Here is a 13,703-nt window from a genome sequence, read left to right as displayed (position 1 = left end):
CGGAGCTTGCCCGCGAGTTTTTTAGCGCTCTCAGGGGCCTCTTCGCGGGCAAGCTCCGCTCCCACACAAGATATGCACTATGCCTTCAGGCTTAACTGGAATCGCCCGGTAGTCGGCAGTGGGAGTTTTCGGCCTTGGCCTCTTCTTCCTGCAATTGCTGCCAGAGTTCGGCGGCACCGGGAAACTCGGTGCCGTCTTCAGGGGTCATGGCGTCGCTGTCGTAACGGCTCAGACAGCCTTCACCCACGGTCGGTGGCGCCTTGGCGGTCGCCTTGTCGAGTGGATCGCTCATCGCCACGCCCCCAGGCCCGTCAACGGGCAGTCAGAACACCACGGTCTTGTTGCCGTGCACCAGCACACGATCTTCCAGGTGATAACGCAGGCCACGGGCCAGCACCATCTTCTCGACATCGCGACCGAAACGCACCATGTCCTCGATACTATCACTGTGACTTACACGCACCACGTCCTGCTCGATGATCGGGCCGGCATCCAACTCCTCGGTTACATAGTGGCAAGTTGCCCCAATCAACTTCACGCCCCGCAGGGACGCCTGGTGATAAGGCTTGGCACCGACGAACGACGGCAGGAAGCTGTGATGGATGTTGATCACCTTATGCGCGTACGCCTGGCACAGGTCCGGTGGCAGGATCTGCATGTAGCGCGCCAGTACCACCACATCGGCCTCGTGGTGCTTGACCAGGCGCGACACTTCAGCAAAGGCCGGCTCTTTGTCCTGTGGATTCACTGGCACGTGGTAATAAGGAATACCGTGCCACTCGACCATGCTGCGCAGGTCGTCGTGGTTGGAAATCACACAGGCGATCTGGCAATCCAGTTCCTCGCTGTGCCAACGGTGCAACAGGTCCGCCAGGCAATGGGACTCACGACTGGCCATCAACACCACACGCTTCTTCTGCTCGGTATCGGTGATACGCCAGGTCATGGAAAATTCCTCGGCGATCGGTGCAAACGCCTCACGAAAGGCGTCCAGGCCAAACGGCAGGCTGTCGGCACGAATCTCGTGACGCATAAAGAACCAGCCACTGAGGTTGTCGGAGTGATGGCTCGCTTCGGTGATCCAACCGTTGTAAGACGCCAGAAAGTTACTGACTTTGGCAACGATGCCAACGCGGTCAGGGCAGGCAATCACCAGCCGGAAAGTGCGCATGAGGGGGAAACTCCAGAACTTCGCAAAGGTCACCATTCTAGCGAGTGCGCGAAAAAACTGCAGTATTCGTTGCACAGGCGCCCCACTCCCGCCGGTCATGGCTTTCTCCCCTCATCTGTAGTGGGTTTTCCCCGAGTGACCCGGCGCCACGCGCCGATAATTCAAACATCGGCACAACAAGAGCGCTCTTGGCCGCCCTGCCGAAAACATCTAAGTCGCTGACAAGCGCCGTGCCTAAGTTTCAAATTAAATGCAATAAACCGCCTATTAAATGTTTACTTGCTCAAATACTCTGACTACTATTGCGTCACTGTACCCCTGTCGCCCTGACTCAACATAAGGTAGTGTCCATGTCCCTGATCCAGAAATACCACGCCACCCAGGAAGCCATCAAACAACTGCAAGCCGAAATGGCCGCAATGGAAAAAGACGGCGCGCTGAAAAAAGAAATGGAATTTGAAAGCAAACTGCGCACTCTGCTGGGCGAGTACAACAAGGCGCTGCCAGATGTCATCAACATTCTGGACCCACAGGCCAAAGCAGGCAAAGCCGTACGCGGCGCCGTGAAAACCACCGGCACCAAGCGCGCACGCAAGGTCAAGCAATACAAAAACCCGCACAACGGTGAAGTGATCGAAACCAAAGGCGGCAACCACAAAACTCTGAAAGAGTGGAAAGCCAAGTGGGGCGGCGACGTGGTTGAAAGCTGGGCTACCCTGCTGGGCTAAGCCAGGCCGGTCACGGACGTTATTCGCGACCCTCCAAAAAAACGCCAGCTCGCTGGCGTTTTTTATTGCCTGTCATTTAATCGCCGAGGTGTTTAACCGACCGTCATGTTAAAGCGCGCGCACAACGATTGTGCATAGTCCTGCCACTGCTCCAGCACCTGACGCTGCGCCACTGTCGCATTCGGTAAACACTTCACGAGGTGCTCGGTAAAATCCGCCAGGGTATTCGGTGCCCCCCAGGCCGCCTCGCTCAGACGCTGTCGACAGAATGTCCGCCAGCGTTGTTGCTCTTCTTCACTCAGGCTGCCGGGAAAGTTACGCGCCCGGTAACGGAATAATAATTCCGGCAAACGTTCATCATCGAAAGGCCATTGCCCACGCGCCAACTGCTCGGGGTCGGCACTGCGAACTTGCTCACACAAACGCCGGTCGCGGTCGCCGATAAAACCGTCGTATAACTGCTGCTCCGGATCCTCGCTGGGAGCGAAATCCTCACCGGCATAAAGGGCCTGGACTTTATCCCGCCAAACTTCCTGGGTGTCACTCAATTGCTGGCGGCGCGCCTCATAAAGCGCCATGTCCAACTGCAGGCGCTGCTGATCTTCGCCACGCAATACCTTCAGTGGCGCCACTACCGGACAACGGTTGACATGAATCAACTTGAGCGGCACTGGCAGTTCCCCTTCAGCACGATCCTCATGACGCCTGTAAAGCTGCTGGCGCAAGGTCTCGGCATCCAGGTCGAACAACGGCTGCGGATCCTGCGACAGATCACAGACAATCAGCGCATTGCGGTTACGCGGGTGCCAGGCCAACGGCAGGACAACACCCAGGTAATGGCGCGCGGCGGAGAAACGTCCGGAGATATGCACCATGGGCTGTAACAGACGAATCTGATCCATGACCCGCTGTTTGCTACGCAACTGAAACAGCCAGTCATACAACTTCGGCTGTTTCTCGCGAATCAACCGCGCCAGGGCAATGGTGGCACGCACATCGGACAAGGCTTCGTGGGCGTGACCATGATCGATCCCATTGGCCGCGGTCAGGCGTTCGAGCCGGAGGGTCACCCGCCCGTCTTCCTCGGGCCAGACGATCCCCTGCGGACGCAAGGCGTAGGCCGCCCGTACCACGTCGATCAGGTCCCAACGGCTGTTGCCACCCTGCCATTCGCGGGCATAGGGGTCGAAAAAATTTCGATACAGGCTGTAACGAGTGACTTCGTCGTCAAACCGCAAGGTGTTGTAGCCGGCACCGCAGGTCCCCGGAAGGGCCAGCTGGGCATGCACCCGGGTCATGAAGTCGGCCTCCGCCAAGCCCTGCTCGGCGAGTTGCCGCGGGGTGATGCCGGTAATCAGGCAAGCCGCCGGGTGCGGCAGGATATCCTCGCTCGGCCGGCAATACAGGTTGACCGGTTCATCGATCTCGTTGAGTTCGGCATCGGTCCGGATACCCGCCACCTGCAAGGCGCGATCACAGCGCGGATTGATCCCGGTGGTTTCGTAGTCGTACCAGAAGATAGAGGTCACGGCGGGTTCCTGAACAGAAGACCGACGCAGTCTAGGCGCTCAGCGCCCCCTCGGACCAGCATCCCGTAACAACTTGACGCTACTACTTCGATACCGTTCATTACAGAGTTAAGTTGCTTAGCCAGGCGCCGCTGGCTAGGATCGGGCCTCTGTCCGCAAGGACCTGTCACTATGCCGTCGATTTCAGCACCGACAAGGAAGACTGCGCTGCCAATCCCCCTGGACACTCACTACCGGGTCGAAACCCCGGAAGGCATCGACCTGCCCCTGCGCCCGGCCGGCCTGCCCGTGCGGGCAGTGGCGTTCGCCATCGACCTGGGCGTGCGCGGCGTGCTGCTCGGGGTCCTGCTGAGCAGCCTGATGCTGCTGGGCAAGCTGGGGCTGGGCCTCGGCTCGATCGTGCTGTTCCTGGTCAGTTGGTGGTACATGGTGCTGTTCGAAGTGCTGAACCAGGGCCGCTCGCCGGGCAAGCAGATGATGGGCCTGCGGGTGGTCCATGACGATGGCACGCCGATCGGCTGGGCCGCCTCCCTGACCCGTAACCTGCTGCGTTTTGTCGACATGCTGCCGTTCGGTTATTTCCTCGGTGCAATCAGTTGCCTGCAGCACCCGACCTTCAAGCGCCTCGGCGACCTGGCCGGCGGTACCCTGGTGGTCTATCGCGAACAACCGCTGCCGCGTCCCAGCCTGCCCCAGGCGACACCGCGCGCCGCGCCTTTCGCCCTGCGTTTGGCGGAACAGCGCGCCGTGTTGAGTTTCGCCGAACGCCAGGGCGACCTCAGCGCCGAACGCACCCGGGAACTGGCGGCGCTGCTGGCGACGCCCCTGGGCGTGCCGGCGTCCCGGGCCGCGGCAGAATTGAACGGGATTGCCCATGGACTGCTGGGGCCGCTATGAAACAGAGTCTCTTCGAAAGCCGCCATCAGCCCGAGTGGCAACGTTTTGCCCACTGGCTCGAGCAGATGGAACGCGGCAAGGCGAAAGCCGTCGACCTGCGCGAATTCCCCGCCCATTATCGACGCCTTTGCCAACAACTGGCCCTGACCCAGGAGCGCGGCTACAGCAGCCATTTGGTCGATACCCTGCAACAGCTGGCCTTGCGCGGGCACCAGCAACTCTATCGACACCGTAGCCACCTCGGCGCCTCGGTACTGGGTTTTATCTTCGCCGGTTTCCCCCGCCTGGTGCGCGAACAATGGCCCTTCGTCCTGGTCGCCGGGGTGCTGTTCTTCGCCAGCCTGGGGCTGACCGGGGTGCTGATCTATCTGTTTCCGGACCTGGTCTACAGCATCGTCAGCCCGCAACAGGTCGCCGACATGCAGGCCATGTACGACCCCGCTGCCAGCACCCTGGGACGCAGTGTCGCGCGGGCTTCCAGCGAAAACTGGGTGATGTTCGGCTACTACATCATGAACAACATCGGCATCGCCTTCCAAACCTTCGCTGGCGGCTTGTTGTTCGGTCTGGGCAGCCTGTTCTTCCTGCTGTTCAACGGCCTGACCATCGGCGCGGTGGCCGGCCACCTGACCCAGATCGGCTACGGGCAGACCTTCTGGTCGTTTGTCATCGGCCACGGCGCCTTCGAACTCACCGCCATCGTCCTGTCCGGGGCCGCTGGCCTGCAACTGGGCTGGGCGCTGGTGGCGCCAGGCCGCCTGCGCCGCGGCGAGGCCCTGCGCCTGGGTGCGCAGAAGAGCATCCAGATCGTCGGCGGAGTGATCCTGTTCCTGCTGATCGCCGCCTTTATCGAAGCCTACTGGTCCTCCATGAGCCAGCTCGCACCGCGGATCAAATATGCGCTGGGCGCTGGACTCTGGCTGCTGGTGGGCGCCTATCTGTTGTTGGCCGGACGGAGCAAGCATGCGCCTGACTGACGCCAGCGTCGCCATTCGTCCCCGCAGCACCTGGGAAGCCATGGACCTCGGCGTGCTGCTGGCCCAGCAACATCGCGGCTTGCTGATGGCTTCCTGGGCTCTGGTCACCTTGCCGGTCTTCGCCCTGCTGAGCCTGCTGCTCTGGGAACACCCTTCAATCGCCCTGCTGCTGTTCTGGTGGTTGAAACCGGCATTCGAGCGTTTGCCGCTGTATATCCTGTCCACGGCCCTGTTCGGTGATACCCCCAGCCTGAAACAGGCGCTCAAGGCCTGGCCGCGCCTGCTCAAACCGCAACTGCTGGCGAGCCTGACCTGGCGCCGCCTGAGCCTGAGTCGCAGCTTCACCTTGCCGGTGCAACAGCTTGAAGGCCTCGCCGGGCAAGCCCGCCAACAGCGCCTGCGGGTACTTTTGCCCCAGAGCCTGCGCGCAGCGCGCTGGCTGACACTGATCGGCGTGCACCTGGAATATGTCCTGTGGATCGGCCTGATGGCGGTGTTCTATCTATTGTTGCCGCGGCAGATCGACATCGACTGGCACTGGCAGAAACTGCTGTTCGCCGCCCAGCATGAGTGGCTCTGGCTGGAGCACCTGAGCAACGCCTTCTACGCACTGATCCTGATTTTCTGGGAACCGATCTATATCGCCTGCGGCTTCAGCCTCTACCTCAACCGCAGGACCGTGCTGGAGGCCTGGGATATCGAACTGATTTTCCGCCAGCTGCGCCAACGCCTGCTGCCGGTGGTCACCGCGCTGCTGCTCGGCGTCGGCCTGTGGTCGATACCTTTTGCGCAACCGCTGATGGCCGCCGAGCCGCCGGCGCCGAACACGCCACGGCTGCTCAAGCAACCGCTGACCAGCCAGGCGTCCCAGGACGCGATCAAGGCGTTGTTGCAGGCGCCGCCGTTCAAGAACCCGGAAACCGTCACCCGCTGGCGGCTGGGCGAACCTTCCAGCGAACGCCACGGCCAACCCCCCAGCGGCTGGCTGAAGGCCCTGTTGGAACGTTTTGACAGCCGCATCGCCGGCACCCTCACCCAAGGCCTGGAGATTCTGCTCTGGGCCGTGCTGTTCAGCTTGCTGGTCTGGTTGGCCTGGCGCTATCGGGATGGCTTGCGGACCTTCGTTGGCCTGCGCCCGAAGCCGCGCGCCAAGCCCATCCCGAGCGCCGCGCCGCAACTGTTTGGCCTGGCGCTGGGCATCGACACCTTGCCCGACGATATCGCCGCCAGCGCCGAGGCGCTGTGGCCGCAGCAGCCGCGCGAAGCCATGAGCCTGCTCTACCGTGGCCTGCTCAGTCGCCTGCTGCATGACTATCAATTACCCCTGAAGAGCGCCGATACCGAAGGCCAGGTCCTGGAGCGGCTCGCCCAGTTGCGCGAACCGGCCCTGCAGGCCTTCAGCCAGGAACTGACCGGCCACTGGCAGAACCTCGCCTACGGCCATCGCCTGCCGGCGGCCCAGCAGCAACAGGCGCTGTGTGAAGGCTGGCGACAACTCTTCGGTCCGGGGGCCGTCCGATGAACCGGCGTCTTTCCTGGCTGATCGGCCTGGCGCTGCTGGCGTTGCTCGCCGGTGGCGGCCTCTATCTCTACCATAAGGCCACGCCCTACACCGAGGTCATCGATCACGGCCCCTCGCCCGAGGCCCGCGCCAACCCTTACCTGGCCGCCGAACAGTATCTGCGTGGGCGTGGCCTGCAGGTCAGCCATGCCAACAGCCTGGATATCCTCCCCAGCCTCGACCCTCGCGGACGGAGCCTGATGCTGCTGGGCGAGCGCTCGAACATGACCCCGCGCCAGGCCGACCAGTTGCTCAACTGGGCCCGGGCCGGCGGGCGCCTGCTGTTCGTCGCCGAAGCCCTGTGGGACCCCAGGACCGGGAAAAGCGGCGACCTGCTGCTCGACCGCGTGCAACTGCGTCAACTTCTGAGCAACGACCTCAAGGGCGACGCTCCAGAACCGGAAGACGAGCATTACCCCCTGTTGACCCGCATGTACCTGGAAGACGAGGACGCCCCGGCCTACTTCAGTTTCGACACCGAGTTCCACTTGTCCGACCCGAAGGACCTGGCGCAATCCTGGGCCAACAGCGCGACCTCCACCCACCTGATGCAACTGGACTACGGCGCCGGCAGCGTCACCGTGCTGACCGACGCCGAGCTCTGGACCAACCGCGCCATCGGCCGCTACGACAACGCCTGGCTGCTCTGGTACCTGGCCCAGGACAGCGAGGTAACGCTGCTGTTCAACACCGAGCACGACAACCTGCTGACGCTGTTGTGGCGCTACTTCCCCCAGGCCCTGGTGGCCCTCGCCGCGCTCCTCGGCCTGTGGCTATGGCATGTCGGCCTGCGCCAGGGGCCGTTGCAGGCGCCCGCCTCGCGGGCACGCCGACAATTGCAGGAACACCTGCGGGCCAGCGCCGATTTCCTGCTCCGCCGCAGCGGCCATGAGGCCCTGCTCCAAGCCTTGCAACAGGACATCCTGCGCCGGGCGCGCAAACGCCACCCCGGTTTCGAACGACTCGGCGTTGCCGAACAATGGCAGGTGCTCGCGCGCCTGACCCGCCAACCCACCAGCGCCATTAGCCAGGCCTTGCGCCCGCGACCGAAGCAGCGCCTTTCCAGCGTCGACTTCAGCCGCCAGGTCGCCCACCTGCAAACTCTCAGGAATGCCCTATGAGCGAACAACAAGCCGAACCGACCAGTCCGGTCGACACCGAGGTTCATGCCCAGCAGCAACGTCATCGCGCCAGCCAGTTGGCCCAGGCCGTGCGCCACGAACTGCAAAAGGTGCTGATCGGCCAGGACACGGTGATCGATGACGTGCTCACCGCGCTGATCGCCGGTGGCCATGTGCTGCTCGAAGGTGTCCCCGGACTGGGCAAGACCCTGCTGGTGCGGGCCCTGGCCCGCTGCTTCGGCGGCGACTTCGCGCGTATCCAGTTCACCCCCGACCTGATGCCCAGCGATGTCACTGGTCATGCGGTCTACGACTTGCAGACCGAACAGTTCAAGCTGCGCAAGGGCCCTCTGTTTACCAACCTGCTGCTGGCGGATGAAATCAACCGCGCCCCGGCGAAAACCCAGGCAGCACTACTCGAGGCCATGCAGGAACGCCAGGTCACCCTCGAAGGTCGCGCGCTGCCCATCGCCCAGCCGTTCATGGTGCTCGCCACGCAGAACCCGATCGAACAGGAAGGCACCTACCCGCTGCCCGAAGCCGAGCTCGACCGCTTTATGCTCAAGCTGCGCATGGACTATCCCGATGCCCAGCAGGAACTGGACATGGTCCGCCAGGTGACCCGCTCGACCAAGGCCGACATGCTCGAAGTACAGCCGCTGCGTACCCTGTTGCAGGCCAAGGACGTGCTGGCCTTGCAACGGATCGCCAGCGAATTGCCGCTGGACGAGCAGGTCCTCGACTACGCCGTGCGCCTGGCCCGAGCCACCCGCAGTTGGCCGGGCCTGACCCTCGGCGCCGGGCCCCGGGCGTCCATCGCCCTGGTCCGCGGCGCCCGGGCCCGGGCGTTGCTGCGCGGCGGCGAATTTGTGATCCCGGACGATATCAAGGGCTGCGCCCTGGCCGTGCTGCGGCATCGGGTGCGGATCGCCCCCGAGCTGGATATCGAAGGACTGTCGGTCGACCAGGTGCTCAAGCAATTGCTTGACCAGGTCCCGGCGCCGCGCCAGTGAGGCGTCCGCATCCATGAGACCTTCACGGCTGCTGTTGATCTGGCTTGGCGTCCTGCTCGCCCTGGGCATTGGCCTCGGTGCGCTCAGGGCCCTGGGTGTCGAGTTGCCCGGGCGCCTCGGTTCGATTGGCTGGGGCTTGCTCCTGGCCCTGCTGCTGTTGAGCCTGCTCGACGCCGCCCGGCTCAGGCGCTTGCCCTCGCCGCGGCTGCAACGCCAACTGCCCGGTAGCCTGGCCCTGGGCCGTTGGGGCGAAGTACGCATCGAGCTCAGCCACGACCACCCCACGCCCCTGCGGGTGCGGCTCTTCGACCATGTGCCCGCCGGCCTGGCGTTCGCCAACCTGCCCCAGGCCATCACTTTGCAACCGGGCGCAGGCAGCGCGCTGACCTACCGCGTGCGGCCCTTGAGCCGTGGCCATTTTCGCTACGAACGTTGCGAAGTCAGCCTGCCCAGCCCGTTGGGGCTGTGGTCCGAGCGACGCTATCTGGCACTGGCCGATGCCACCCGTGTCTACCCGGATTTCGCCCGTCTCTACGGTGCCCAGCTCCTGGCCGTCGATAACTGGCTCAGCCAGCTCGGTGTGCGTCAGCGCCAGCGGCGCGGCCTGGGCCTGGAGTTCAACCAGTTGCGCGAGTTTCGCGAAGGCGACAGCCTGCGCCAGATCGACTGGAAAGCCACGGCCCGGCAACGCACGCCGATTGCCCGGGAGTACCAGGACGAGCGTGACCAGCAGATCGTCTTCCTGCTCGATTGCGGGCGACGGATGCGCAGCCAGGATGGTGAGTTGGCGCACTTCGACCATGCCCTCAACGCTTGCCTGTTGCTCAGCTACGTGGCCTTGCGCCAGGGCGATGCGGTGGGCCTGTGCACCTTTGCCGGCGAGCAGCCGCGCTTTCTCGCCCCGGTCAAGGGCCAGGGTCAACTGAACGTACTGCTCAACAGTGTCTACGACCTGAACAGCACCCAGCGCCCGGCGGACTACCAGGCCGCGGCCAGCCAACTACTGGCCCGACAGAAACGCCGGGCCCTGGTGGTGTTGGTGACCAATCTGCGCGATGACGACGATGAGGCACTGCTGACGGCGGTCAAACGCCTGAGCCGGCAACATCGGGTGCTGGTGGCCAGCCTCAGGGAGGAAGTGCTCGACCAGTTGCGCCAGGCACCGGTGCAGACTCTGACCGAGGCCCTGGCCTACTGCGGCACGGTGGATTACCTGAATGCCCGGGCCACCCTCCATGAACGGCTCGCCGCCCATGGCGTACCGGTGCTGGATGCCCGCCCGAGCGAACTGGGTGCCGATCTGGTCAGCCGCTACCTGAGTTGGAAAAGAGCCGGAACCTTATAGGAACCCGGCCCCTTGAAGCCCCGCGCTAAGCGGAAGCCTCCAACGGATGGAAGCTGAAGTAATGCTGCAGCGCCGCGACCAGTTGCAGATACTCCGCAGATGACTCGAGCAGCCTGAAGCCCGAGTCGTAATAACCCGGGGACGCCTCCTCATGGCACCACAGGCAGCGGCCGGTCAGATCAACCAGTTGCTGACTGCCATCGCTGAGCGGAAGCTTGAGCTGCAACTTGAACTCGGCCTTGACCAGCAAAGGCAACTGACTGATCAGCATCAGCCCCTCTTCGCAGACATTGCCCAGGTAGCCGATAGGTTTGCCGGTGTGGCGATTGAACACTTGCAGAAAATAAGGCAGCTGATGCCGCTCGATTCGACGGTCAGTAGGCATGGCAATGATCGCTGTGAAGGCCATTCAGCATGGCTGCGCTAATGCTTCGGAGCAGACGAACGGCACTGCCCTCCCTTGGTCTCGGCCGACAGCGGCAAATCGCCCTGTCGCAAACCTCTACCGAGCCATGGCTTTCAATTCAAAAGAATTGATAAAACTGAAACCATACACTCGAATGTTAGCGCAAAGCTGGCAGAGAGCCAGTTTCTATTTCACTCATCATAAAACCACGCTACTACAACGGCGCGGGACTGGGCTGCGCCGCCATGGCGCCATCTGCATGGCCCAACTGCCGCAAGGTTTCCAGGCGCGCCCGGGCACGGTATGCGTATTCGCTGTAAGGGTACTGGGCGATGATAAATTGATAGGTCTGTATCGCGTCGACGAACAGTTTCTGTCGCTCCAGGCACTGGCCACGCAGCATCGACACTTCCGGCTGGACATAGGGCCGGGTGCGGCTCTCACGATCGACCTGAGACAACTGCAGCATGACGTCTTCACAGTTGCCGCGATCATAGGAACGATAGGCATTGTTCAGATGACTGTTCATCGACCAGCGGGTGCAACCAACCATACTGGCGGCCAAGGCTAAAACGAGCAAAATTCGCATGGGGGGTCTCCTGTTCTTGCTAGTGTATCGACCCGATGGCGAAAATCTCCAGAGTGTTCGCCAAACAACCTATTCGAAAAAAATCATCCGCTGAAAAGTAGTGCAAATGAACAATGACTACAGCCGAGGACCATAGTAGCCTTTCGCTGCGCTTGAACTCAGGAGTCTCTGCATGTCCGTTCGTCGTACTAAAATCGTCGCCACACTGGGCCCGGCCAGCAATTCGCCGGAAGTTCTCGAACAGTTGATCCTCGCTGGTCTGGACGTTGCCCGTCTGAACTTCTCCCACGGTACTCCCGACGAGCACAAGGCTCGTGCCAAGCTGGTGCGCGACCTCGCCGCCAAGCACGGGCGCTTCGTCGCGCTGCTGGGTGACCTGCAGGGCCCGAAGATCCGTATCGCCAAGTTCGCCAACAAACGTATCGAACTCAAGGTCGGTGATCGCTTTACCTTCTCCACCAGCCATCCGCTGACCGAGGGCAACCAGCAGGTCGTCGGTATCGACTACCCGGATCTGGTCAAGGATTGCGGCGTCGACGACGAACTGCTGCTCGACGACGGTCGCGTGGTCATGCGTGTTGAAACCGCGACCGACACCGAGCTGCACTGCGTGGTGTTGATCGGTGGTCCGCTCTCGGACCACAAGGGCATCAACCGTCGCGGTGGCGGCCTGACCGCCCCGGCCCTGACCGAAAAAGACAAGGCCGACATCAAGCTCGCCGCCGAAATGGAAGTGGACTACCTCGCGGTCTCCTTCCCGCGCGACGCCGCCGACATGGAATACGCCCGTAAGCTGCGCGACGAGGCCGGCGGTACTGCCTGGCTGGTGGCGAAGATCGAACGCGCCGAAGCCGTGGCCGACGACGAAACCCTCGACGGCCTGATCATGGCCAGCGACGCGGTGATGGTGGCCCGTGGTGACCTCGGTGTGGAAATCGGCGACGCCGAGCTGGTGGGCATCCAGAAGAAAATCATTCTGCATGCGCGCCGCCACAACAAGGCGGTGATCGTCGCGACCCAGATGATGGAGTCGATGATCCAGAACCCGATGCCGACCCGCGCCGAAGTGTCCGACGTAGCCAACGCCGTACTGGACTACACCGACGCCGTGATGCTTTCGGCCGAAAGTGCCGCCGGTGCCTACCCGCTGGAAGCGGTGCAAGCCATGGCGCGTATCTGTATCGGCGCCGAAAAGCACCCGACCAGCAAGACCTCCAGCCACCGGATCGGCAAGGTCTTCGAAAGCTGCGACCAGAGCATCGCGCTGGCAGCCATGTACACCGCCAACCACTTCCCGGGCGTCAAGGCGATCATCGCCCTGACCGAAAGCGGCTACACGCCGTTGATCATGTCGCGGATTCGTTCCTCGGTGCCGATCTACGCATTCTCCCCGCACCGTGAAACCCAGGCCCGCGCGGCGATGTTCCGTGGCGTCTACACCGTGCCGTTCGACCCGGCTTCGCTGCCACCTGAGCAAGTCAGCCAGGCCGCGGTGGACGAGTTGCTCAAGCGCGGCGTAGTCGAGCAAGGCGACTGGGTCATCCTGACCAAGGGCGACAGCTACCACACCATCGGCGGCACCAACGGCATGAAGATCCTGCACGTGGGCGACCCACTGGTTTGATCCTCGTTACAGCGCCGTAAAAAAGCCCCGCCTCTCGCAAGAAGGCGGGGCTTTTTTATGCCTGGACAGGGAGAAAAACCGCCGCGGATGCCGTGTAGGTTTTTTCTGTTTTTATTGTGGTGTCGGCACATAGATCACCTGACAGGCTAGCCTTGTCACTTGACCGCCGGATGCATGCAAAAGCCTCGGCAAGGAGAAGCTCAATGAAAGACCGAAACCGTCCTCCCATCACCCGCAACCCCTTCAACCGGATCATGGACATCCAGATGATCGCCACGACGCTGGGGGGCGCCAGCCTGGCAGGCATGCTCTTCCCCAACATGGGAAGTGCACTGCTGGCAGGCTTGCTGCTGGGCGCCCTGGCCGGATTATGGGCCACAACACCCACCACCTGACACTACCGACCCAAGGAAGGGTGCCATGACACTGGAACAGACCCCTTATTCGATTATCGCCGGCCTGATTCTTATCGCCTTCTATCTGGGGCGGTCCCTGTATTATCGACAACCCGCAGAACTGATCCACGCGGTGATTATCATCACCGCCTGCCAGGGAGTTGTGGCGGCCATCGCGCTGGGTTCACTGACCTATTTTTCCAGCGCCCACGAACTGGGGATTTTGCGAGAACAGAAGGACAGTATCCTGGTCGGCGCACTGGCACTGACGTGGGTGTCGGTGATCTCCGCCTATTCGAGTCTCATGCAACCCGGGCATCGGGCAAAGTCGTCCGGGAAACCTTGAC

General features: G+C 62.5%; 15 protein-coding genes. 10 read left to right on the top strand and 5 right to left on the bottom strand.

Annotated features, from left to right (window positions below; genetic code table 11):
* Positions 1–91: 91 nt before the first annotated feature.
* Both AC07T0_RS01900 and purU read right to left on the bottom strand, forming a co-directional pair.
* Positions 92–292, bottom strand: a complete 201-nt coding sequence (locus AC07T0_RS01900) for a hypothetical protein (protein WP_494999603.1) — start codon at positions 290–292, stop codon at positions 92–94.
* Between the two features lie 30 nt (positions 293–322).
* Entirely contained in the window at positions 323–1,171 is an 849-nt protein-coding gene (gene purU, locus AC07T0_RS01895; RefSeq protein WP_494999602.1) for a formyltetrahydrofolate deformylase, read from the bottom strand.
* Between the two features lie 350 nt (positions 1,172–1,521).
* Between purU and mvaT the strand changes: the two genes are divergently transcribed.
* Positions 1,522–1,899, top strand: a complete 378-nt coding sequence (gene mvaT, locus AC07T0_RS01890) for a histone-like nucleoid-structuring protein MvaT (RefSeq protein WP_494999601.1) — start codon at positions 1,522–1,524, stop codon at positions 1,897–1,899.
* Between the two features lie 92 nt (positions 1,900–1,991).
* On the opposite strand, the gene sbcB is transcribed toward mvaT, so the two are convergent.
* Positions 1,992–3,428, bottom strand: coding sequence for an exodeoxyribonuclease I (gene sbcB, locus AC07T0_RS01885; protein WP_494999600.1), 1,437 nt, complete (start codon positions 3,426–3,428; stop codon positions 1,992–1,994).
* Positions 3,429–3,599: 171 nt separating this feature from the next.
* On the opposite strand from sbcB, the gene AC07T0_RS01880 reads away from it, so the two are divergent.
* From AC07T0_RS01880 to AC07T0_RS01855, 6 genes are read left to right on the top strand one after another with little or no spacing between them, the layout of a single operon-like run.
* Positions 3,600–4,325 (top strand): RDD family protein, encoded by a 726-nt coding sequence (locus tag AC07T0_RS01880; RefSeq protein ID WP_494999599.1) that lies wholly within the window; start codon positions 3,600–3,602, stop codon positions 4,323–4,325.
* Positions 4,322–5,302, top strand: a complete 981-nt coding sequence (locus AC07T0_RS01875) for a stage II sporulation protein M (protein WP_494999598.1) — start codon at positions 4,322–4,324, stop codon at positions 5,300–5,302. The genes AC07T0_RS01880 and AC07T0_RS01875 overlap by 4 nt, the downstream gene beginning before the upstream one ends.
* Positions 5,289–6,824 carry a DUF4129 domain-containing protein gene (locus AC07T0_RS01870; protein ID WP_494999597.1) on the top strand — a complete coding sequence of 512 codons (1,536 nt, stop codon included), beginning with the start codon at positions 5,289–5,291 and terminating at the stop codon, positions 6,822–6,824. Before AC07T0_RS01875 ends, AC07T0_RS01870 begins: the two co-directional genes overlap by 14 nt.
* The gene (locus AC07T0_RS01865) at positions 6,821–7,984 is read left to right on the top strand and encodes a DUF4350 domain-containing protein (RefSeq protein WP_494999596.1); all 1,164 of its coding nucleotides are present in this window, start codon (positions 6,821–6,823) and stop codon (positions 7,982–7,984) included. Before AC07T0_RS01870 ends, AC07T0_RS01865 begins: the two co-directional genes overlap by 4 nt.
* A complete protein-coding gene (locus tag AC07T0_RS01860) occupies positions 7,981–8,997 on the top strand; it encodes an AAA family ATPase (RefSeq protein WP_494999595.1) in 1,017 nt (338 codons plus the stop codon). Before AC07T0_RS01865 ends, AC07T0_RS01860 begins: the two co-directional genes overlap by 4 nt.
* Before the next feature lie 13 nt (positions 8,998–9,010).
* Positions 9,011–10,342: a DUF58 domain-containing protein gene (locus AC07T0_RS01855; RefSeq protein WP_494999594.1), complete on the top strand. Its 1,332-nt coding sequence runs from the start codon at positions 9,011–9,013 to the stop codon at positions 10,340–10,342.
* 25 nt (positions 10,343–10,367) lie between these two features.
* On the opposite strand, the gene AC07T0_RS01850 is transcribed toward AC07T0_RS01855, so the two are convergent.
* Entirely contained in the window at positions 10,368–10,727 is a 360-nt protein-coding gene (locus tag AC07T0_RS01850) for a PilZ domain-containing protein (RefSeq protein WP_494999593.1), read from the bottom strand.
* A gap of 235 nt (positions 10,728–10,962) precedes the next feature.
* Positions 10,963–11,337: a tetratricopeptide repeat protein gene (locus AC07T0_RS01845; protein WP_494999592.1), complete on the bottom strand. Its 375-nt coding sequence runs from the start codon at positions 11,335–11,337 to the stop codon at positions 10,963–10,965.
* Between the two features lie 172 nt (positions 11,338–11,509).
* Here AC07T0_RS01845 and pyk point away from each other — a divergent pair, with 172 nt between their 5' ends.
* From pyk to AC07T0_RS01830, 3 genes are all read left to right on the top strand, one after another.
* Positions 11,510–12,961: a pyruvate kinase gene (gene pyk / locus AC07T0_RS01840; RefSeq protein WP_494999591.1), complete on the top strand. Its 1,452-nt coding sequence runs from the start codon at positions 11,510–11,512 to the stop codon at positions 12,959–12,961.
* 203 nt (positions 12,962–13,164) lie between these two features.
* Positions 13,165–13,356: a hypothetical protein gene (locus AC07T0_RS01835; protein ID WP_494999590.1), complete on the top strand. Its 192-nt coding sequence runs from the start codon at positions 13,165–13,167 to the stop codon at positions 13,354–13,356.
* Between the two features lie 25 nt (positions 13,357–13,381).
* Complete coding sequence (locus AC07T0_RS01830; protein ID WP_494999589.1) at positions 13,382–13,702, top strand: hypothetical protein; 321 nt, start codon at positions 13,382–13,384, stop codon at positions 13,700–13,702.
* Position 13,703: the final 1 nt, after the last annotated feature.

The organism is Pseudomonas sp. GW821-FHT04D07, from assembly GCF_059420225.1.
The sequence above is the reverse complement of the archived record's forward strand: the minus strand, read 5'-3'. Positions and strand labels throughout refer to the sequence as shown.

Bases quoted from the DNA above. Each gene is read 5' to 3' on its own strand.
- AC07T0_RS01900 (WP_494999603.1), bottom strand. From the start codon at position 292: ATGAGCGATCCACTCGACAAGGCGACCGCCAAGGCGCCACCGACCGTG.
- purU (WP_494999602.1), bottom strand. From the start codon at position 1,171: ATGCGCACTTTCCGGCTGGTGATTGCCTGCCCTGACCGCGTTGGCATC.
- mvaT (WP_494999601.1), top strand. From the start codon at position 1,522: ATGTCCCTGATCCAGAAATACCACGCCACCCAGGAAGCCATCAAACAA.
- AC07T0_RS01880 (WP_494999599.1), top strand. From the start codon at position 3,600: ATGCCGTCGATTTCAGCACCGACAAGGAAGACTGCGCTGCCAATCCCC.
- AC07T0_RS01875 (WP_494999598.1), top strand. From the start codon at position 4,322: ATGAAACAGAGTCTCTTCGAAAGCCGCCATCAGCCCGAGTGGCAACGT.
- AC07T0_RS01870 (WP_494999597.1), top strand. From the start codon at position 5,289: ATGCGCCTGACTGACGCCAGCGTCGCCATTCGTCCCCGCAGCACCTGG.
- AC07T0_RS01865 (WP_494999596.1), top strand. From the start codon at position 6,821: ATGAACCGGCGTCTTTCCTGGCTGATCGGCCTGGCGCTGCTGGCGTTG.
- AC07T0_RS01860 (WP_494999595.1), top strand. From the start codon at position 7,981: ATGAGCGAACAACAAGCCGAACCGACCAGTCCGGTCGACACCGAGGTT.
- AC07T0_RS01855 (WP_494999594.1), top strand. From the start codon at position 9,011: ATGAGACCTTCACGGCTGCTGTTGATCTGGCTTGGCGTCCTGCTCGCC.
- AC07T0_RS01850 (WP_494999593.1), bottom strand. From the start codon at position 10,727: ATGCCTACTGACCGTCGAATCGAGCGGCATCAGCTGCCTTATTTTCTG.
- AC07T0_RS01845 (WP_494999592.1), bottom strand. From the start codon at position 11,337: ATGCGAATTTTGCTCGTTTTAGCCTTGGCCGCCAGTATGGTTGGTTGC.
- pyk (WP_494999591.1), top strand. From the start codon at position 11,510: ATGTCCGTTCGTCGTACTAAAATCGTCGCCACACTGGGCCCGGCCAGC.
- AC07T0_RS01835 (WP_494999590.1), top strand. From the start codon at position 13,165: ATGAAAGACCGAAACCGTCCTCCCATCACCCGCAACCCCTTCAACCGG.
- AC07T0_RS01830 (WP_494999589.1), top strand. From the start codon at position 13,382: ATGACACTGGAACAGACCCCTTATTCGATTATCGCCGGCCTGATTCTT.